The sequence below is a fragment of the Citrobacter sp. Cm038 genome (assembly GCF_030333105.1).
Lineage (GTDB): Bacteria > Pseudomonadota > Gammaproteobacteria > Enterobacterales > Enterobacteriaceae > Citrobacter > Citrobacter murliniae.
Genome location: NZ_JAOWGO010000018.1, coordinates 249,893 through 269,442, shown reverse-complemented (window position 1 = coordinate 269,442; position 19,550 = coordinate 249,893). Strand labels below are relative to the sequence as shown.

Annotated in this window: 18 protein-coding genes; 10 read left to right on the top strand and 8 right to left on the bottom strand. The window is 49.9% G+C overall.

Annotation, left to right across the window (positions count from 1 at the left end; translation table 11 throughout):
- The first annotated feature begins 63 nt into the window (after window positions 1-63).
- Both OGY01_RS10170 and ghrB read left to right on the top strand, forming a co-directional pair.
- A complete protein-coding gene (locus tag OGY01_RS10170) occupies window positions 64-1,350 on the top strand; it encodes an MFS transporter (protein WP_200011298.1) in 1,287 nt (428 codons plus the stop codon).
- A 22-nt stretch (window positions 1,351-1,372) separates the two neighbouring features.
- Window positions 1,373-2,347, top strand: coding sequence for a glyoxylate/hydroxypyruvate reductase GhrB (gene ghrB / locus OGY01_RS10165; protein ID WP_200042305.1), 975 nt, complete (start codon window positions 1,373-1,375; stop codon window positions 2,345-2,347).
- 88 nt (window positions 2,348-2,435) lie between these two features.
- On the opposite strand, the gene OGY01_RS10160 is transcribed toward ghrB, so the two are convergent.
- Window positions 2,436-3,146, bottom strand: a complete 711-nt coding sequence (locus OGY01_RS10160) for a DUF3053 domain-containing protein (RefSeq protein WP_045448690.1) — start codon at window positions 3,144-3,146, stop codon at window positions 2,436-2,438.
- Window positions 3,147-3,524: 378 nt separating this feature from the next.
- Between OGY01_RS10160 and OGY01_RS10155 the strand changes: the two genes are divergently transcribed.
- The 3 genes from OGY01_RS10155 to cueP all read left to right on the top strand — a co-directional run bounded on the left by OGY01_RS10155 (window position 3,525) and on the right by cueP (window position 5,035).
- Window positions 3,525-3,815, top strand: a complete 291-nt coding sequence (locus OGY01_RS10155) for an HTH-type transcriptional regulator (RefSeq protein WP_045448692.1) — start codon at window positions 3,525-3,527, stop codon at window positions 3,813-3,815.
- Window positions 3,816-4,096: 281 nt separating this feature from the next.
- Window positions 4,097-4,309 carry a transcription antiterminator/RNA stability regulator CspE gene (cspE, locus tag OGY01_RS10150; RefSeq protein ID WP_000014594.1) on the top strand — a complete coding sequence of 71 codons (213 nt, stop codon included), beginning with the start codon at window positions 4,097-4,099 and terminating at the stop codon, window positions 4,307-4,309.
- Between the two features lie 186 nt (window positions 4,310-4,495).
- A complete protein-coding gene (gene cueP / locus OGY01_RS10145; RefSeq protein ID WP_225761355.1) occupies window positions 4,496-5,035 on the top strand; it encodes a copper-binding periplasmic metallochaperone CueP in 540 nt (179 codons plus the stop codon).
- A gap of 66 nt (window positions 5,036-5,101) precedes the next feature.
- Here cueP and glyS read toward each other — a convergent pair whose 3' ends face one another.
- The 3 genes from glyS to OGY01_RS10130 all read right to left on the bottom strand — a co-directional run bounded on the left by glyS (window position 5,102) and on the right by OGY01_RS10130 (window position 8,499).
- Window positions 5,102-7,171: a glycine--tRNA ligase subunit beta gene (gene glyS / locus OGY01_RS10140; RefSeq protein WP_045448701.1), complete on the bottom strand. Its 2,070-nt coding sequence runs from the start codon at window positions 7,169-7,171 to the stop codon at window positions 5,102-5,104.
- A gap of 9 nt (window positions 7,172-7,180) precedes the next feature.
- The gene (gene glyQ, locus OGY01_RS10135; RefSeq protein WP_001168551.1) at window positions 7,181-8,092 is read right to left on the bottom strand and encodes a glycine--tRNA ligase subunit alpha; all 912 of its coding nucleotides are present in this window, start codon (window positions 8,090-8,092) and stop codon (window positions 7,181-7,183) included.
- 95 nt (window positions 8,093-8,187) lie between these two features.
- Complete coding sequence (locus tag OGY01_RS10130; RefSeq protein ID WP_045448705.1) at window positions 8,188-8,499, bottom strand: YsaB family lipoprotein; 312 nt, start codon at window positions 8,497-8,499, stop codon at window positions 8,188-8,190.
- A gap of 177 nt (window positions 8,500-8,676) precedes the next feature.
- Here OGY01_RS10130 and OGY01_RS10125 point away from each other — a divergent pair, with 177 nt between their 5' ends.
- Entirely contained in the window at window positions 8,677-9,672 is a 996-nt protein-coding gene (locus OGY01_RS10125) for an acyltransferase (RefSeq protein ID WP_045449826.1), read from the top strand.
- Here OGY01_RS10125 and yiaB read toward each other — a convergent pair.
- From yiaB to xylA, 3 genes are all read right to left on the bottom strand, one after another.
- Complete coding sequence (yiaB, locus tag OGY01_RS10120) at window positions 9,669-10,034, bottom strand: inner membrane protein YiaB (RefSeq protein ID WP_045448707.1); 366 nt, start codon at window positions 10,032-10,034, stop codon at window positions 9,669-9,671. The genes OGY01_RS10125 and yiaB overlap by 4 nt on opposite strands.
- A 168-nt stretch (window positions 10,035-10,202) precedes the next feature.
- A complete protein-coding gene (gene xylB / locus OGY01_RS10115; RefSeq protein ID WP_200011291.1) occupies window positions 10,203-11,657 on the bottom strand; it encodes a xylulokinase in 1,455 nt (484 codons plus the stop codon).
- Window positions 11,658-11,729: 72 nt separating this feature from the next.
- On the bottom strand, window positions 11,730-13,052 hold the full coding sequence (xylA, locus tag OGY01_RS10110) for a xylose isomerase (protein WP_045448712.1): 1,323 nt from the start codon (window positions 13,050-13,052) through the stop codon (window positions 11,730-11,732).
- Between the two features lie 364 nt (window positions 13,053-13,416).
- On the opposite strand from xylA, the gene xylF reads away from it, so the two are divergent.
- From xylF to xylR, 4 genes are all read left to right on the top strand, one after another.
- Complete coding sequence (gene xylF / locus OGY01_RS10105; RefSeq protein ID WP_045448714.1) at window positions 13,417-14,409, top strand: D-xylose ABC transporter substrate-binding protein; 993 nt, start codon at window positions 13,417-13,419, stop codon at window positions 14,407-14,409.
- Between the two features lie 109 nt (window positions 14,410-14,518).
- Window positions 14,519-16,060: a xylose ABC transporter ATP-binding protein gene (locus OGY01_RS10100; RefSeq protein WP_048223063.1), complete on the top strand. Its 1,542-nt coding sequence runs from the start codon at window positions 14,519-14,521 to the stop codon at window positions 16,058-16,060.
- Window positions 16,038-17,219 carry a xylose ABC transporter permease XylH gene (gene xylH, locus OGY01_RS10095; protein ID WP_286493053.1) on the top strand — a complete coding sequence of 394 codons (1,182 nt, stop codon included), beginning with the start codon at window positions 16,038-16,040 and terminating at the stop codon, window positions 17,217-17,219. Before OGY01_RS10100 ends, xylH begins: the two co-directional genes overlap by 23 nt.
- An 80-nt stretch (window positions 17,220-17,299) precedes the next feature.
- Window positions 17,300-18,478 carry a D-xylose utilization transcriptional activator XylR gene (gene xylR, locus OGY01_RS10090; RefSeq protein WP_045448719.1) on the top strand — a complete coding sequence of 393 codons (1,179 nt, stop codon included), beginning with the start codon at window positions 17,300-17,302 and terminating at the stop codon, window positions 18,476-18,478.
- 69 nt (window positions 18,479-18,547) lie between these two features.
- On the opposite strand, the gene OGY01_RS10085 is transcribed toward xylR, so the two are convergent.
- Window positions 18,548-19,372 carry a protein bax gene (locus OGY01_RS10085; protein WP_045448721.1) on the bottom strand — a complete coding sequence of 275 codons (825 nt, stop codon included), beginning with the start codon at window positions 19,370-19,372 and terminating at the stop codon, window positions 18,548-18,550.
- Window positions 19,373-19,550 lie beyond the last annotated feature (178 nt).

The following is a 19,550-nucleotide window of genomic DNA, read 5'->3' as shown; positions in this document are numbered from 1 at the left end:
CCCCCGACCCTCTCTGTACCCTACATGCAGAGGCGGCATAACAGCATAACCAGAGGGCAATCTATGAATAGCTCAACAAATGCAGCAAAACGCTGGTGGTACATCATGCCGATCGTGTTTATCACGTACAGTCTGGCGTACCTTGATCGCGCGAACTTCAGCTTCGCATCCGCCGCCGGAATCAACGAAGATCTCGGCATTACCAAAGGGATTTCCTCCCTGCTGGGTGCCCTGTTTTTCCTCGGTTATTTCTTCTTCCAGATCCCTGGAGCGATTTACGCCGAGCGCCGTAGCGTACGAAAACTGATTTTTATCTGCCTGATCCTGTGGGGAGCCTGCGCGTCACTGACCGGTATGGTCAGTAACATCCCCATGCTCGCTGCCATTCGCTTCATTCTTGGCGTTGTTGAAGCCGCGGTCATGCCCGCGATGCTGATTTATATCAGTAACTGGTTTACGAAGTCCGAACGTTCACGCGCCAATACCTTCCTGATCCTCGGCAATCCGGTAACCGTCCTGTGGATGTCCGTTGTTTCCGGTTATCTGATTCAAGCGCTGGGCTGGCGTGAAATGTTCATCATTGAGGGCTTCCCGGCCATCATCTGGGCGTTTTGCTGGTGGGTGCTGGTAAAAGACAAACCTTCACAGGTGGGCTGGTTGTCGGAATCCGAGAAAGCGGCGCTGCAGGCCCAACTGGAAAAAGAGCAGCAGGGTATTAAAGCCGTACGTAATTACAGTGAAGCTTTCCGCTCACGTAACGTGATCTTGTTGTGCCTGCAGTATTTTACCTGGAGTATTGGCGTCTACGGCTTCGTCCTGTGGCTCCCGTCCATCATCCGTAGTGGTGGCGCAAATTTAGGTATGGTGGAGGTCGGTTGGCTTTCATCAGTACCTTATCTGGCAGCAACGGCAGCGATGATTCTGGTCTCATGGGCTTCAGATAAACTGCAAAACCGTAAACTGTTTGTCTGGCCGCTGTTACTGATCGCCGCTTTCGCCTTTATCGGCTCCTGGGCCGTTGGTGCTGACCACTTCTGGGTTTCTTACACCTTGTTGGTGATTGCAGGTGCGGCAATGTACGCTCCTTACGGTCCCTTCTTCGCCATCATTCCAGAAATGCTGCCTCGTAACGTTGCCGGGGGAGCAATGGCACTGATTAACAGCATGGGCGCATTAGGCTCATTCTTTGGTTCCTGGTTTGTCGGCTACCTCAATGGCACCACCGGCAGCCCTTCCGCCTCATACATTTTTATGGGGGTAGCGCTTTTTGTCTCAGTATGGCTAACTCTGATTGTCAGACCAAGTTCTGCTAATAATCAGCAACTTCCAACTGGCGCGCACCACGCTTAAACACTAACTTACGGAGATTCGTATGAAGCCGTCCATTATTCTCTACAAAGCGTTACCTGACGATTTGCTGCAACGCCTGGAAGAGCATTTTACTGTGACTCAGGTGCCCAACTTGCGCCCGGAAACAGTAACACAGCACGCACAGGCCTTTGCCAGCGCGGAGGGACTGTTAGGCTCAAGTGAAACCGTCAATACCGCCCTGCTGGAGAAAATGCCCAAACTGCGTGCGACATCAACAATCTCCGTCGGCTATGACAATTTTGACGTCGATGCTCTCAACACACATAAGGTGCTGTTGATGCACACGCCAACAGTGCTGACAGAAACCGTCGCTGATACGGTGATGGCGCTGGTGCTAAGCACAGCCCGCCGCGTGGTTGAAGTAGCTGAACGAGTGAAAGTCGGTGAATGGACCAAAAGTATTGGCCCAGATTGGTTTGGCACCGATGTGCACCACAAAACGCTGGGGATTGTCGGCATGGGCCGCATTGGGCTGGCTCTGGCGCAACGTGCTCATTTCGGTTTTGGCATGCCGATTCTCTACAACGCGCGACGCCACCATAAGGAAGCAGAAGAGCGCTTCAACGCGCGTTACTGCGATCTGGACACACTGCTGCAGGAGTCTGACTTTGTCTGCCTGATTCTGCCGTTAACAGAAGAAACGCATCACCTGTTTAGTACAGAGCAGTTTGCCAAAATGAAGTCCTCCGCCATTTTCATCAATGCGGGTCGTGGTCCGGTCGTGGATGAAACCGCGCTGATTGCTGCTCTAAAAAACGGGGAGATTCATGCGGCAGGTCTGGATGTGTTTGAGCAGGAACCGCTGTCGGTAGACTCACCGCTGCTGTCAATGCCAAACGTAGTGGCAGTACCGCATATTGGCTCAGCAACCCATGAAACACGCTATAACATGGCGGCCTGTGCGGTAGATAACTTAATCGATGCGCTACAAGGAAAGGTCGAGAAAAACTGCGTGAACCCGCAGATTTTGGGGTAAAAAATACCGGGTTGCGTTAACGCATACCCGGCATTTTGTATATAGCTGTAGGCCGGACAAGGCGAAGCCGCCATCCGGCATACTGCCATTACTGGGCTGCACTCACCGCAGCAGTCCAGGCTTGAGTAAAGGCCTGGTGCTGAGAAGCCAGCGGGCCAATCAGCGTATTGTACTGACTTGCCTGTTGTGATGTTGGGAACTGGATACCGTTCGCAACAAAGCTCACCTGCGTATCCTGTTGCGCCACAAAATCACCTACCTGTACCAACTGCTGCGTGAAGATTTGCGCGGCAGGTATCAGCGGCTGTAACGCCTCAGCAGGCGCGGTTACCACTTTGTTGTAGACCTGATCAAAAACAGGCTTCAGGTCGTCGCTCTGCTTCAACGCACCGTGTGCAGCATCGGCCTGGAGTTTCGCGTTCTGCAACTGCTGTCCTAACACACCCAGCGCACCATTTGCCTGACGTAGCGGTTCACGCTGAGTCACATAATCCTGAGGAACACGAATTGCATTGACGCTATCAACAACCGGACGCAGACCGGAGTCCATCGCCTGATTTACCTGCTGCGAATAGCCGTAAAGAATCGCGTAATCGGACACAAACGGGCCAAACTGTTTTTTCTGATCGGCGGTAAGCGTCGGTAAACGCTCCCCACTACGCATTGCAGTATTCTGCAGAAAATCGATAAACGCTTTACGCTGATCGCCTTCTTTATCAAAACACCCACTCAGGCCAACTACCATTAAGAGCGCCAAAACAGGCGCAAACCAGCGAGAGCAGGACTTACCTGTCGCCATTTTAATACTCCTTTCACCCAAAAATGCGCACAACGACACCCGCGTGCCTGACGATGACAAGGATAGTCCAGGTCAGCCCCGCAAGATACCCTTTCCACATAATCTTGTAAGGGAAAATCCCCCTCCCCATCGTCCTTCCTTTACTAACCAATGTTCCATTCCTCGCACGGTGTAATTTTTTAGTAATCTTTACAATTGGAATCCGTTGTCTGGAGATCCCGACCGTTATCAAATCGTTAGCAAACTACAGGTTGCCCCATGCGAGACGCTGAAACGAATCCATAACCAGAACCTTCAGCCCGCCTTCATTTTTTACGACTATTCTTAATGAGCTTTGATCAAATTCACGATCCCGTTGTGTGATTTTAGGAGTTCTCAATGGAATACAAAGATCCTATGTTTGAACTGCTGAGCAGTCTGGAACAGATTGTTTTTAAAGATGTATCGCAGACGGTAACCCTGACGCAAAAATCCAACCCTTTCACCGAATTTGAACAGCTACGACGAGGGACTGGATTAAAAACAGATGATTTTGCCCGTGTAATGGGCGTTACGGTCGCGATGGTTCATGAGTGGGAGTCTAAACGCGTAAAGCCTTCCAGCACTGAATTGAAATTGATGCGCCTGATACAGGCGGACCCAAGATTAAGTAAGCAGTTGATGGATTAGAACATTTTTCACATTTGATTTAAGAACGGCCCTGAAAAAGGGCCGTTTTCTCGCCGTCGCTATCCACAAAAAAGAAAATAGTAGTTGCATCCCTATGCGTAAAATGAGTTAATGCACTCAACGGTTTGACGTACAGACCATTAAAGCAGTTTAGTAAGGCAAGTCCCTTCAAGAGTTATCGTTGATACCCTTCGTAGTGAGCATTTCCTTTACTGTTAAAAAATCTGTAAAGCACGCCATATCGCCGAAAGGCACACTTATTTTTTAAAAGGTAATACACTATGTCCGGTAAAATGACTGGTATCGTAAAATGGTTCAACGCTGACAAAGGCTTCGGCTTCATCACTCCTGACGATGGCTCTAAAGACGTGTTCGTACACTTCTCTGCTATCCAGAACGATGGCTACAAATCCCTGGACGAAGGTCAGAAAGTTTCCTTCACCATCGAAAGCGGCGCTAAAGGCCCGGCAGCTGGCAACGTAACCAGCCTGTAAGCTTAAAAAAGCTCAGAATTCAAGATCCCTGCCAAACGGCGGGGATTTTTTTATTTGCACGTTGCGATAAATCCCTCTCCTCTCTTCTTTGCATTACTTTACCCACTACACCTTTGACCTTTCCCTAAGGGCAAGCTTTATAGTACGTCGGCATGTATTCCACAATTTTCACAAGGAATTGAAGCTATGTCGAAATCCTCACTGCTGCTGCTTTTGGGTTTATTCACAGCCAGTAACGTATTTGCAGCAACCCCAGAGTCAACCTTTCTGGCGCAACATGGGCTTAGCGGGAAATCCGTCGAACAAATGGTAGAAACCATTGACCAGTCGCCTCAGAGTCGTCCATTACCCTACTCTGCTTCCGTTACCAGTACGGCTCTTAAGCTGTCTTCCGGTGAGCAGGTTTATACACTGCCGCTCGGCGATAAATTCTACCTATCCTTTGCCCCTTATGAATGGCAAACGCACCCCTGCTTTAACCACAGTCTCTCTGGCTGCCAGGGCGAAATGCCTGAGAAGACTTTTGATGTCAAAGTGACGGATAACAGAGGTGATGTTGTCGTACAAAAAGAGATGAAAAGCGGCCGTAATGGATTTATCGGCGTATGGCTACCGCGCAATATAGAAGGCACGATCGAAGTGAGTTATAACGGTAAAAGTGCGGCTCATTCCATTAAGACGATGAATGATAGCCAGACCTGCCTGACAGAATTGCAACTGCGCTGATAGCATAAAAAATGCCGGATAGCGCAATTTTGCTTATCCGGCATTTTCTAAGTCATTTCACGACAATTACTGCAGCAGTGAAATATCCGCCACGCGCAGGAACAGCTCGCGCAGTTTTTCGAGCATAGAGAGACGGTTAATACGTAGCTCTTTATCCTCGACGTTCACCATCACTTTCTCGAAGAAAGCATCCACAGGCTCACGCAGTTCAGCCAGCTCAACCAGCGCTTCCTGGTAGCGGCCTTCAGCGAAGAACGGCTCGAGCTTGTCACGCAGCACGACAACCTGCATCGCCAGCGCAATCTCTTCCGGCTCTTTCAGCGTTGACGCATTCACGCGGTCATTCAGCTTCTCTTCTGACTTCGCCAGAATGTTCGATACACGTTTGTTGGCAGCAGCCAGCGCAGATGCAGCTTCCAGCGTACGGAAGTGCGAAACCGCCTTCATGCGTGCGTCGAAATCAGCCGGACGAGTCGGACGACGCGCCAGCACAGCCTGAATGGTATCAACGCTGTAACCTTCATCCTGATACCAGGCGCGGAAGCGGCCGAGCATAAAGTCGATAACGTCATCAACCACATTAGCGTTAGTCAGCTTATCACCGTACAGACGAACCGCTTCTTCGGTCAGCGTTTGCAGATCCAAAGTCAGGTTTTTCTCAACAATGATACGCAGTACGCCCAGCGCAGCACGACGCAGTGCAAACGGGTCTTTGTCACCTTTCGGATGCTGGCCGATACCGAAGATACCCGCCAGGGTGTCCATCTTATCGGCAATCGCTACCGCACAGGCAACCGGGTTGGACGGCAACTCATCGCCGGCAAAGCGAGGCTGATACTGTTCGTTCAACGCCACAGCAACATCTTCCGCTTCGCCATCATGACGTGCGTAGTGCATGCCCATCACGCCCTGAGTGTCAGTGAACTCGAAGACCATGTTGGTCATCAGGTCACATTTTGACAGCAGGCCCGCACGGGTCGCATGATTAACATCAGCGCCAATCTGACCGGCAATCCAGCCCGCCAGCGCCTGAATACGATCGGTCTTATCACGCAACGTACCCAGTTGCTGTTGGAACAGCACGGTTTGCAGGCGCGGCAAATGGTCTTCCAGACGTTTTTTGCGGTCGGTATTGAAGAAGAACTCGGCGTCAGCAAGACGCGGGCGAACCACTTTCTCATTACCGGAGATGATTTGCTGTGGATCTTTAGACTCGATATTGGCGACGAAGATAAAGTTCGGCAGCAGTTTGCCGTCGTTCGCATATACCGGGAAGTACTTCTGGTCACCTTTCATGGTGTGGACCAGCGCTTCAGAAGGTACGGCGAGGAATTTTTCTTCAAATTTTGCCGTCAGCACCACTGGCCATTCAACCAGAGAGGCGACTTCTTCCAGCAGACTTTCGCTCAGATCGGCGTTACCACCAATCTTACGCGCCGCTTCTTCGGCATCGGCTTTAATTTTTGCCTTACGCTCGGCGTAATCGGCAATCACTTTACCGCGCTGACGCAGGATTTCAGGATACTGATCGGCATTGTCGATGGTGAATTCCGGCTCGCCCATAAAGCGGTGGCCACGAATCACGCGATCGGACTGAATACCCAGGATCGTTGCCGGAATAACTTTGTCGCCCAACAGCAAGGTCACAGTGTGAACCGGACGCACAAAGTGAACGTCAGACGCACCCCAGCGCATCAGTTTCGGGATCGGCAGCTTAGCCAGCGAGGTGGCGATCATGTCAGGCAGCAGCGTTTCAGCACTTTCGCCTTTCACATGCGCACGATACAGCAACCACTCACCTTTATCGGTGGTCAGGCGTTCAGCCTGATCAACAGTGATGCCGCAACCACGCGCCCAACCCTCTGCCGCTTTGCTCGGATTACCGCTGGCATCAAATGCCTGGGCAATTGCCGGACCGCGTTTTTCAACTTCGCGGTCAGGTTGAGACTCAGCCAGAGCGGCTACCTTCAGCGCCAGACGACGCGGGGCGGCAAACCACTCAACATTGCCGTGCGCGAGGCCGGCGTTATCCAGCTCCGCGGTAAAGTTCGCAGCAAAGGACTCTGCCAGGCTGCGCAGTGCTTTTGGTGGCAGCTCTTCAGTGCCGATTTCCACCAGAAAAGTTTTCTCAGACATGGCCGCCTCTTATTTGTCTTTGTTGCACATCGGGAAGCCAAGGGCTTCACGGGAAGCGTAGTAAGCTTCTGCCACTGCTTTAGTCAGGGTGCGAATGCGCAAAATATAGCGCTGACGCTCGGTGACGGAGATGGCTTTACGCGCATCCAGCAGGTTGAAGCTATGGGCGGCTTTCAGAATACGCTCGTAGGCAGGCAGCGGCAGCGGATTTTCCAGTGCCAGCAACTGCTGAGCTTCTTTCTCGTACTGCTCGAAGCAGGTAAACAGGAAATCCACATCGGCGTATTCGAAGTTGTAGGTGGATTGCTCCACTTCGTTCTGATGGAACACGTCGCCGTAAGTGGTTTTACCCAGCGGGCCGTCGCTCCAGACCAGGTCGTAAACGCTGTCTACGCCCTGAATGTACATGGCCAGACGTTCCAGACCGTAGGTAATTTCCCCGGTCACCGGCTTGCATTCCAGACCACCCACCTGCTGGAAGTAGGTGAACTGCGTGACTTCCATGCCGTTCAGCCACACTTCCCAACCCAGACCCCAGGCACCCAGCGTTGGGTTTTCCCAGTTATCTTCCACGAAACGAATGTCGTGAATGGTCGGGTCCATACCCAGCTCCTTCAGAGAGCCCAGGTACAGTTCCTGAATATTGTCCGGTGACGGCTTAATGACGACCTGGAACTGATAGTAGTGCTGTAAGCGGTTCGGGTTTTCGCCGTAGCGACCGTCGGTCGGACGACGAGAAGGCTGCACATAAGCAGTTGCCATCGGCTCCGGCCCCAGCGCGCGCAGGCAGGTCATTGGGTGAGAAGTCCCCGCGCCGACTTCCATGTCCAATGGTTGAACAATGGTGCAGCCCTGGCGAGCCCAGTAATCCTGTAAGGTCAGGATCAAGCCCTGGAAGGTCCTGGTATCAAACTTTTGCATATTATTTCGTGCTGGATACGTGTGGATTTAAAGGAAGCGGTCAGTATACCCGCTGGCTGCAAGATATACAGTACGAAACGGGAAAAAGGGGGCACTTAGCGCATGGAAAGGTGCAAAAACTGCCCGTCTGCATCAAATGAGCAGACAAAACTCTCTTTACGGAAGGTAGAACCGCGCATCTCATAGCTACCCTGGAATTGTTCAAAGCCGGTAACATCAATTTTCTGGGTCGCAGTGTTATAGCGTTCGGCAGCCTCATTTTTGCACAATGATTCCATATCCAGCGAACGCGTAGGAGTGACTTTGACCTTTTGCGCCTTCTGTTCGGCCGCGGACGATTGAGGGTCGGCGCATCCTGCCAACAGGAAGGTTGTCACCATCACAGGAAAGAAATACTTCATCATCATTTTATTACCGCCTGTTTTGCTGGTCAGTCTTATTATTATTTATGTCTGAAACTCGATTCCTATTGTGAGAATCTCCTCGGACCACCACAAGCTTTAGCGTAAGAACTCGGATTATTCCAGTGAGACACGCCGACAAAATGCCAGTCAGATTATTTTTAAATGGAAACAGAGGAACTGATGCAGCCCAAAATTTTCTGGATTGATAACCTGCGAGGGATTGCCTGTTTAATGGTAGTTATGATTCATACCACTACCTGGTACATCACTAATGCGCAAATCGTCAGCCCAGTAAACTGGGATCTTGCCAATGTGCTAAATTCAGCCTCACGCGTCAGCGTACCGTTGTTTTTTATGATCTCGGGTTACCTCTTTTTTGGCGAGCGAAGTGCTCAGCCACGACATTTTGTGCGTATCGCACTCTGCATTCTGTTTTACAGCTCCGTAGCACTGGCCTACATCCTGTTATTTACCTCAATCAATGCCAGGCTATCGCTAATAAATCTGTTGCAGAAACCGGTTTTCTATCACCTGTGGTTTTTCTTCGCCATCGCCGTCATCTATCTGGTATCACCACTGATTCAGGTAAAGAATATCAGCGGGAAAACGCTGCTGGCGCTAATGGTTGTACTTGGTGTCATTGCCAATCCCAACACCGTATCGCAAAAAATCGGCGGTTTTGAGTGGCTGCCCATCAACTTATACATCAACGGCGATACGTTCTATTACATCCTGTACGGCATGCTGGGGCGGGCAATTGGCATAATGGAGACGCAAAAACGCGCATTAACCTGGCTCAGTGCGTTACTGTGTCTCGTTAGCGTGGTTATTATTTCTCGGGGGACGTTGCATGAACTCCACTGGCGAGGCAATTTTGCCGATACCTGGTATCTCTATTGCGGTCCAATGGTATTTATTTGCGCTATATCACTGCTGACACTAATCAAAAATACGCTCGGCACGCGCACCATACCGGTACTTGGCCTTATTTCTCGCCATTCACTGGGTATTTATGGCTTCCATGCGCTGATCATTCATGCATTGCGCACGAATGGGATCGAGTTTAAAGCGTGGCCCCCGCTGGACATGCTGTGGATTTTTAGCGCCACCCTGGCAGGTAGCTTGCTGCTTTCCATACTGTTGCAACGAATAGATACGCGCAGACTGGTGAGTTAAGTCTCATCAGGTTGATCTTTTTTCAACGGACGCAACAGCAGGATCTGTCCCAGTAAACCCATTACGAATGCCGCCGGATACAGCCCCATTTCGACAGGTAATAACGGGGCATTCCATATTCCTACCAACAGTAATCCTGTTGTTATCAATGCCACCATCTGACATACAGAGGAAAAGCGTTCATCATTCTGATTAAGATTTTTAGCATGATGATAAGCATACGTAACGAACATCCCCGTCACCAACACACCCAAAAAATACCCTTTTCCGCTCAACAGTGGGCATGCCCGCCATAAACCAACAATGTAAATAAGTGCGCCAGAAAGGAATAACATCCATGACCACAACCTCAAAGTCTTCATTGGGATCTCCTTATCCATCAGGGATGATGATATGAAGTACCCAAAGGAGATCACACAGGAAATAGTGCCAACGCTGAGATTTAAGAATTAATTCATACTCAATTTCTATTGTTTTGATTTAGTCATACAGAAGATTTATCCCCCTCTACTGAGCAGAGAGGGATAAGGTCAGGACATTAGCGGTAGCAATTGCTGGTAGATACGACGGAAGGTTTCGCGACGTTGCTGAAAGAGAGCATGGCGCTCTGCGTCAGGGTAATGCGACTGCTCCAGCACAAGCTGAGGCAGTAAATCAGATAATGGCTTCCGGGGGTTTATTGCAATTTGCGCCAAACGTGCCGCCCCCAAAGCAGGGCCGACATCGCCACCAGTACGGTAATCCAGTTGCAATCCACTGATATCAGACAGCATCTGTCGCCAGTATTCACTGCGCGCCCCACCACCAATCAACGTAATGCTGGCCGGTTTAACGCCGCAGGCATGCACCACATCCATCCCGTCTGCCAACGCAAAACCGACCCCTTCCAGAACAGCTTGAGCCAGTTCAGCCGGACCATGTTGATGGGTCAAACCAAAAAACACGCCCTTCGCCTGCGGGTTGTTGTGCGGCGTACGTTCACCGGACAGATAGGGTAAAAACCAGACAGGACCGGCGTTGTCATCCGCCTGTTGCGCCGCGCTAATCAGTGCCGGAACGTTCGCCAGCCCGGTTAATTTCGCCGCCCAGTCAAGGCAGGACGCCGCGCTGAGCATAACCGACATCAGGTGCCAGCGCTCAGGTAAGGCGTGGCAAAAACTGTGCACCGCGCTTTCTGGTTTGCTGAGGAACCCATCACTGACCGCAAAATAGACACCAGATGTACCTAGCGAGAGCATCGCCTGACCAGCATTCATCATGCCTATGCCGACCGCTCCTGCCGCGTTGTCACCACCGCCAGCAACGACCGGGACTTCCGACATTCCCCATGATTGGGCAACAGCAGGCAACAGTGTCCCGGTAATTTCGCTACCTTCATACAAAGCAGGCATATGCTCACGGGTCAGACCACATGCTTCCAGCATGACATCACTCCAGTCACGCTTCGCCACATCCAGCCACATCGTACCCGCCGCATCAGACATATCGCTGGCAAAATCACCGGTCATGCGCAGACGCAGATAATCTTTCGGTAACAGGACTTTCTCAGTCTGGCGGAAAATCTCCGGCTCATGGCGTTGAACCCACAGCAGTTTTGGCGCAGTAAAACCAGGCATCATCAGATTGCCCGTGATCTTACGGGACTGCGGAATCAGATTTTCCAGCATCACGCACTCTTCAGCGCAGCGTCCGTCATTCCACAAAATTGCCGGGCGTAATACCTTCTGTTGCTTATCAAGTAGTGTCGCACCGTGCATTTGTCCGGCAATCCCTAGCGCCTTCACCCCTCTGAGTGAATGTTGCTGAGACAGCGCTTTTACGGCGCGATCCGTTGCCAGCCACCACTGTTCAGGATCCTGCTCCGACCATAACGGATGAGGACGTGAGACCGTGAGCTTCTCCGCTTGTGAGGCCACCACATCACCCTGCTCGTTCAGCAGGATTACCTTTACGCCTGATGTACCAAGATCTATCCCGATATACATAGGGTATCTTTCCTTAAAGAAATGCCCGGTAGCGCAAAGCTATCCGGGCTTACGCACGCTCTCAGAGGCCTGTTATTTGTCGAACAAATACTGGTTTACCAGATTTTCCAGCAGTTCCTGATGACCGCTTTGGTGCACTGGTGCCAGGTTATGTTGTTCAGCGTACTGCGCAATTTCCGTTAACGTCATCTGACCTTTCAGAATTTGCTGGCCCAGCTCACTATTCCAACCGGCATAGCGTTTTGCCACTCGCTGATCCAGACCACCGTCTTCAATCATACGGGCCGCGACTTTCAGCGACAGCGCCATGGTATCCATAGCACCAATATGCCCATAAAACAGATCGTATTTATCGGTGCTCTGGCGACGTACTTTGGCATCAAAGTTCAGACCGCCGGTGGTGAAGCCACCTGCTTTCAGGATTTCGTACATCACCAGCGCATTCTCTTCCACGCTGTTCGGGAACTGGTCAGTATCCCAGCCCAGTTGCGCGTCACCGCGGTTTGCATCGACAGAGCCAAACAGACCAAGGGCGATAGCGGTGGCGATCTCATGATGGAATGAGTGACCCGCCAGTGTGGCGTGGTTTGCTTCGATATTCAGTTTGATCTCTTTTTCCAGACCGAACTGCTTCAGGAAACCATAAACAGTCGCTGCATCGTAATCGTACTGGTGTTTTGTTGGTTCCTGCGGCTTCGGTTCGATCAGCAGCGTCCCCTGAAAACCAGTTTTGTGTTTGTGCTCCACCACCAGTTGCATAAAGCGTCCAATCTGCTCGCGTTCCTGACGCAGATCGGTATTCAGCAGCGTTTCATAACCTTCACGACCGCCCCACAGGACATAGTTCTCGCCGCCTAATTTATGCGTGGCATCCATGGCCGTCACGACCTGCGTGGCCGCCCAACTGAAAACTTCCGGGTCCGGATTAGTGGCCGCGCCTGCGCCGTAACGCGGGTTAGTAAAGCAGTTTGCCGTACCCCACAGCAGTTTTACACCGCTCTGTTCCTGTTTTTCCGCCAGAACATCAACCATCTGGGCAAAGTTGTTTTTATACTCTTTCAGCGAGGCACCTTCAGGTGAGACGTCAACATCGTGGAAACAGTAGTAAGGCACGTTCAGTTTGTGGAAAAACTCAAATGCCACATCCGCTTTCCGCTTCGCTAATTCCAGCGCTTCACCAGGCTGTTGCCACGGGCGATTAAACGCGCCAACGCCAAACATATCTGCACCATTCCAGCAAAAGGTATGCCAGTAGCAGGCCGCAAATCGCAAATGATCTTCCATGCGCTTACCCAACACAATTTCATCTGGGTTGTAGTGACGGAATGCTAATGGATTGGTTGATTTAGTGCCTTCATAACGAACACGATCAAGCTGGTCAAAATAGGCTTGCATAATGAGCTCCATAATCAGGTAATGCGGCGGGTGATTGATAATGTCGTAATATTGGGCACTCCCCACATATTGCTCAATTATGTTATTTCACACTGCTATTGAGATAATTCACAAGTGTGCGCCACTTCTCAAAATAAAAACCTTCAATTAAAAAAACGTTACTTATCAAAGATAAATGTAATCATGCTGGTCAATCATTTAAAATAAGATCCCGGTCATAAATTAGAAAATAAACCAAAAAACGTAACTGGAAGATAAAAATCTATAATTGCCTTCTGTGCATTACCTGTTAAAAATCTGCTACGTCTTACGCTGTGATTGTTACTTTTACTGTTGTCTATCCCCTACAAAAGGCATCACGATTATGAAGATGAAAAATATTTTACTCACTGTCTGTACCTCTCTTTTACTCACCAGCGTCGCAGGTCATGCCAAAGAAGTTAAAATCGGTATGGCAATTGATGATCTCCGTCTGGAACGCTGGCAGAAAGACCGCGATATTTTCGTCAGCAAAGCTGAATCTCTCGGGGCGAAAGTATTTGTGCAATCGGCGAATGGTAATGAAGAAACCCAAATGTCGCAGATTGAAAACATGATCAACCGAGGCGTTGATGTCCTTGTGATAATCCCTTACAACGGCCAGGTATTAAGTAACGTTATCAAAGAAGCAAAACAAGAAGGGATAAAAGTACTGGCTTACGATCGCATGATCAATGATGCCGATATCGACTTTTATATCTCTTTTGATAATGAAAAGGTCGGAGAATTACAGGCTCAATCATTAGTCAATATCGTACCACAAGGAAATTATTTTCTGATGGGCGGTTCACCAGTCGATAATAATGCGAAACTGTTCCGTGCCGGACAAATGAAAGTATTAAAACCGTATATCGACAGCGGAAAAATTAAGGTTGTGGGCGATCAGTGGGTTGACGGTTGGTTACCTGAAAATGCCTTAAAGATTATGGAAAATGCGTTAACCGCCAACAATAACAAAATTGATGCAGTGGTTGCCTCAAATGACGCAACGGCTGGCGGTGCGATCCAGGCGCTGAGCGCACAAGGGTTATCAGGAAAAGTCGCTATTTCCGGACAGGATGCAGACCTTGCAGGTATCAAACGCATCGTTGCTGGAACACAAACGATGACAGTTTATAAACCCATTACTCTGCTCGCTAATACTGCCGCAGAGATCGCAGTCGAACTCGGAAATGACCAACAGCCAAAAGCTGATTCCACGCTGAATAATGGCCTGAAAGATGTTCCTTCCCGGCTACTAACGCCAATTGACGTGAACAAAGACAATATTAACGAGACAGTCATCAAAGACGGATTCCACAAGAAAAGCGATCTATAAGCGTTATGCCCTCTGCAAAATCGGAGGGCAACAAACGTGGTTTCAAAATAGCCACGGGTATACGTGAACGTCCACGCAGGGTTCTCTTATTGGCTTATGTGGAGCAGTTATGCCATATCTTCTTGAAATGAAAAACATTACCAAGACATTCGGCGTAGTGAAGGCTGTTGATAACGTTAGCCTCAGGGTCAATGCTGGCGAAATCGTTTCACTATGCGGTGAAAATGGTTCAGGTAAATCGACATTAATGAAAGTGCTGTGTGGTATTTATCCACATGGAACCTACGAAGGCGATATCATTTTTTCCGGCGAAACCATAAGGGCCAGCCATATTCGTGATACCGAACGCAAGGGTATTGCAATTATTCACCAGGAATTAGCACTGGTTAAAGATCTGACCGTTCTGGAAAATATCTTCCTAGGCAGCGAAATCACCCTTAACGGTGTTCTTGATTACGACATGATGACGCTACGCTGCCAAAAATTACTCGCTCAGGTCAGTTTGTCTATCTCACCAGATACGCGCGTGGGCGATTTAGGTTTAGGCCAACAACAGTTGGTTGAAATTGCTAAGGCGCTGAATAAGCAAGTTCGGTTGCTTATTCTGGATGAACCTACCGCCTCGCTCACCGAGCAAGAAACCGCAATACTGCTGAATATCATACGTGACCTGCAGCAGCATGATATTGCCTGCATTTACATTTCACACAAACTGAATGAGGTTAAAGCCATATCAAATACCATTTGCGTTATTCGCGATGGTCAACACATCGGCACGCGCGATGCCACCAGCATGAGTGAAGACGATATTATCACCATGATGGTAGGCCGTGAGCTCACTGCGCTTTATCCCAGTGAGCCTCATACGGCGGGAGAAGAGATTTTACGGGTTGAACACCTGACTGCCTGGCATCCCGTAAATCGTCATATAAAGCGCGTCAACGATATTTCTTTCTCCCTCAAGCGTGGTGAAATTTTAGGCATTGCCGGGCTGGTCGGCGCCGGACGCACCGAAGCCGTACAGTGTCTGTTTGGCGTCTGGCCGGGTCGCTGGGAAGGTAAGATATTTATCGAAGGCACTCAGGTGAATATCCGTAATTGCCAGCAAGCGATTGCTCAAGGTATTGCCATGGTGCCCGAAGACAGAAAAAGAGATGGCATTGTTCCGGTGATGGCGGTGGGAAAAAATATCACGCTGGCTGCGCTCGATAAATTTACCGGGGGTATGAGCCATCTTGATGATGCCGCAGAACAAAAATGTATTCTGGAATCTCTTCAACAGCTCAAAGTGAAAACATCATCTCCCGACCTTGCAATCGGGCGTCTGAGCGGAGGTAACCAACAAAAAGCGATACTCGCCCGTTGCCTCCTGCTAAATCCCCGAATCCTCATTCTTGATGAACCCACCAGGGGAATTGATATCGGCGCCAAATATGAGATCTACAAACTGATCAATCAGCTCGTTCAGGAAGGGATCGCCGTGATTGTCATCTCTTCTGAATTACCTGAAGTTCTCGGACTGAGCGATCGCATCCTGGTGATGCATGAAGGAAAACTGAAAGCTAACCTGGTAAATCATAACCTGACTCAGGAGCAGGTGATGGAAGCCGCATTAAGGAGCGAACATCATGTCGAAAAACAATCCGTCTGACGCGAAACTTTCAGCCCCACAGGCAAGCGGTTTCCCCGCAATTAAATCGCTTAACTTACAAGTCTTCGTCATGATTGCGGCAATCATCGTGATTATGCTGTTCTTCACCTGGACCACGGACGGTGCTTACCTGAGCGCACGTAACGTCTCTAACCTGCTGAGACAGACCGCGATTACCGGCATTCTTGCCGTTGGTATGGTGTTCGTGATTATTTCCGCCGAAATCGACCTTTCAGTTGGTTCAATGATGGGGTTGCTGGGCGGTGTAGCGGCGATCTGTGACGTCTGGTTAGGCTGGCCGCTACCACTGACTGTGATCGTCACGCTGGTTCTGGGCTTACTCCTCGGTGCATGGAATGGATGGTGGGTAGCCTACCGCAAGGTACCGTCGTTTATTGTTACCCTCGCGGGTATGCTGGCGTTCCGCGGTATTCTTATTGGGATAACCAACGGGACAACGGTATCACCCACCAGCGCTGCAATGTCTCAGATTGGTCAGAGCTACTTGTCCGATGGCACAGGCTTTATCATCGGCGCTCTCGGTTTAATGGCGTTTATTGGCTGGCAGTGGCGCGGGCGTATGCGTCGTCAGACTTTAGGTCTTGAATCTCCCGCATCAACGTCGGTTGTGGGTCGCCAGGCATTAACCGCCATTATCGTATTAGGGGCAATCTGGCTATTGAATGATTATCGCGGTGTCCCTACTCCCGTGCTACTGCTGACGTTGCTGTTGCTCGGGGGGATGTTTATGGCAACACGAACCGCATTTGGTCGGCGGATCTACGCGATTGGTGGCAACCTGGAAGCCGCCCGCCTTTCCGGCATCAACGTTGAGCGCACCAAACTGGCCGTCTTTGCCATTAACGGTTTGATGGTTGCCATTGCCGGGTTAATTCTTAGCTCGCGACTTGGTGCAGGCTCTCCTTCTGCCGGAAACATTGCCGAGCTGGACGCCATTGCCGCATGTGTGATTGGAGGAACCAGCCTGGCGGGAGGGATCGGAAGTGTTGCCGGTGCCGTCATGGGCGCATTTATTATGGCATCTCTGGATAATGGAATGAGTATGATGGATGTTCCCACCTTCTGGCAGTATATAGTGAAAGGGGCGATTTTATTGCTGGCGGTATGGATGGATTCAGCAACTAAACGCCGCGCCTGAATTTAAGAAGTGGGTGAGTCGCAATGCCGGTTAATGCAACCGGCATTGTCTTTTCTACATGATTCAGCAGGAAAAGAACCATGTTTGATAAACGTCATCGCATCACGCTGTTATTTAATGCCAATAAAGCTTACGACCGCCAGGTTGTTGAGGGTGTGGGCGAGTATTTACAAGCATCACAATCAGAGTGGGATATCTTTATTGAGGAAGATTTTCGTGCTCGCATTGATAACATCAAAGAGTGGTTAGGGGATGGCGTCATCGCCGACTACGACGACGATGACATCGCGCAACTGCTTGCTGACGTCGACGTTCCCATTATCGGTGTCGGTGGCTCCTACCATCTTCCTGAGCATTATCCACCAGTCCATTACATCGCCACCGATAACCATGCTCTGGTAGAAAGCGCCTTTCTGCACCTGAAAGAAAAAGGGATTAACCGCTTTGCGTTCTATGGCCTCCCCGCCTCCAGCGGCAAGCGCTGGGCCGCAGAACGTGAATATGCGTTTTGCCAGTTGGTTGCAGAAGAGAAATACCGTGGCGTAGTGTATCAGGGCCTGGAAACCGCACCTGAATACTGGCAGCACGCTCAAAACCGGCTGGCGGACTGGCTACAAACCCTGCCGCCACATACCGGTATTATTGCCGTCACAGATGCGCGTGCTCGACATGTTCTACAGGCCTGCGAGCATCTGCACATCCCGGTACCAGAAAAGCTGTGTGTCATTGGTATTGATAACGAAGAACTGACCCGCTACCTGTCGCGGGTGGCATTGTCATCTGTTGCGCAGGGGGCAAGACAAATGGGGTATCAGGCAGCCAAACTACTGCACCGACTGCTGGCTAACGAAGAGATGCCTTTACAGCGCATCCTGGTCCCTCCCGTGCGCGTTGTTGAGCGTCAGTCTACAGACTATCGATCCCTCACCGACCCTGCTGTCATCCAGGCCATGCATTACATTCGCAATCATGCCTGTAAAGGAATCAAGGTTGATCAGGTGCTGGACTCTGTTGGGATTTCGCGTTCGAATCTGGAGAAGCGGTTTAAAGAGGAGGTTGGAGAGACCATTCATGCCGTGATCCACGCTGAAAAGCTGGAAAAAGCACGCAGTCTGTTAATTTCCACTACATTATCAATAAACGAGATTTCGCAGATGTGCGGCTATCCGTCCTTGCAGTACTTCTATTCTGTCTTCAAGAAGGAGTACGACACAACGCCGAAAGAGTACCGCGATCGATACAGTGAGGTATTGTTGTAGTCGTGCCAGAGGAGGCTGAGCTTAACAGGTCTACGCATTCACCACGCAGGCCTGTTAAAGCAAAGCTGCTTACATATGCGCAGCGATTAAGCGCTGATTATCCTGGTACATAGCGAACAGATAGTTATTGTAGCTCTGCCCTTTAGTGGAATAACCCTTCAGCTTATGGATCATCGCGGTTGCCGTAACTTCCTGATCGGCTTTACGCAACTGAGCGCGAGATTTACGGAAGGAAGAGTAAGCCGGATGCGTATTCAGGTTAATGACATAGGCATTTACCGACTCTTTCACCGATTCAAACTGTGAGTAACCTTTCACCTTGCCCGGTGCATTATTACAACGACCTTTACCGCATTTCATGCCAAACAGGTTGTTATTGCTACGTGCCAGCTTAGACGTTCCCCAGCCACTTTCTGCTGCGGCCATCGTTGCCACCATGCTGGTTGGGATAATGTCTACACGCTCAAGCAGCGTATTCCACGGAATTTTACGCGTGTTACCAGACCAGTTCACCTTGTAACGTTTGGCGATATCTTTCATACGCGCACGTTCAGTCGGCGACCAGCGATTCTGGTACTGCTTTGAAATCAGCCAGTTACGTTCAGCAGTAATGGCAGCATTTTGACTGGTAATAAAAGGCATAACCGTCCGGAGAAACGCTTTTTTTCTAGGTGTTCCGGAAGGGTATTTTCGCAAATCAGGAAGTGAACTGCTCTTTGCACTATTGCGAGAATACTCTTGTTTACTGCTTACCTGTTTAATACTTGTCTTGGTTATGTGGGACTTCTGACTCGTTGTCGTCGTGTGCGTCTTTGCCAGCACCTCACCCGAAAATGCAATGGTGAGTAACATGAGAATCATTGCCCCATATCGTCGAATGGGAGTCAATATCATTAGGTCTCCTGGTCGGATTTATACATTCCAACACCTTATATTTTTCACAAAAATGAGAGATGAATCTCAAATCATATCAAAAATAGCCGTCAAGAGCACCCAAAGGAATAGTCCAATTCTGAAACTATGTCACGCACTAGCGGTTAAGATTGTCATTAATTCGAAGAAAATGTGGTGG

Bases quoted from the DNA above. Each gene is read 5' to 3' on its own strand.
- ghrB (WP_200042305.1), top strand. From the start codon at position 1,373: ATGAAGCCGTCCATTATTCTCTACAAAGCGTTACCTGACGATTTGCTG.
- OGY01_RS10160 (WP_045448690.1), bottom strand. From the start codon at position 3,146: ATGGCGACAGGTAAGTCCTGCTCTCGCTGGTTTGCGCCTGTTTTGGCG.
- OGY01_RS10100 (WP_048223063.1), top strand. From the start codon at position 14,519: ATGCCATATCTTCTTGAAATGAAAAACATTACCAAGACATTCGGCGTA.
- glyS (WP_045448701.1), bottom strand. From the start codon at position 7,171: ATGTCTGAGAAAACTTTTCTGGTGGAAATCGGCACTGAAGAGCTGCCA.
- glyQ (WP_001168551.1), bottom strand. From the start codon at position 8,092: ATGCAAAAGTTTGATACCAGGACCTTCCAGGGCTTGATCCTGACCTTA.
- cspE (WP_000014594.1), top strand. From the start codon at position 4,097: ATGTCCGGTAAAATGACTGGTATCGTAAAATGGTTCAACGCTGACAAA.
- xylH (WP_286493053.1), top strand. From the start codon at position 16,038: ATGTCGAAAAACAATCCGTCTGACGCGAAACTTTCAGCCCCACAGGCA.
- OGY01_RS10170 (WP_200011298.1), top strand. From the start codon at position 64: ATGAATAGCTCAACAAATGCAGCAAAACGCTGGTGGTACATCATGCCG.
- cueP (WP_225761355.1), top strand. From the start codon at position 4,496: ATGTCGAAATCCTCACTGCTGCTGCTTTTGGGTTTATTCACAGCCAGT.
- xylF (WP_045448714.1), top strand. From the start codon at position 13,417: ATGAAGATGAAAAATATTTTACTCACTGTCTGTACCTCTCTTTTACTC.
- yiaB (WP_045448707.1), bottom strand. From the start codon at position 10,034: ATGAAGACTTTGAGGTTGTGGTCATGGATGTTATTCCTTTCTGGCGCA.
- OGY01_RS10085 (WP_045448721.1), bottom strand. From the start codon at position 19,372: ATGATATTGACTCCCATTCGACGATATGGGGCAATGATTCTCATGTTA.
- xylA (WP_045448712.1), bottom strand. From the start codon at position 13,052: ATGCAAGCCTATTTTGACCAGCTTGATCGTGTTCGTTATGAAGGCACT.
- OGY01_RS10155 (WP_045448692.1), top strand. From the start codon at position 3,525: ATGGAATACAAAGATCCTATGTTTGAACTGCTGAGCAGTCTGGAACAG.
- xylR (WP_045448719.1), top strand. From the start codon at position 17,300: ATGTTTGATAAACGTCATCGCATCACGCTGTTATTTAATGCCAATAAA.
- xylB (WP_200011291.1), bottom strand. From the start codon at position 11,657: ATGTATATCGGGATAGATCTTGGTACATCAGGCGTAAAGGTAATCCTG.
- OGY01_RS10130 (WP_045448705.1), bottom strand. From the start codon at position 8,499: ATGATGATGAAGTATTTCTTTCCTGTGATGGTGACAACCTTCCTGTTG.
- OGY01_RS10125 (WP_045449826.1), top strand. From the start codon at position 8,677: ATGCAGCCCAAAATTTTCTGGATTGATAACCTGCGAGGGATTGCCTGT.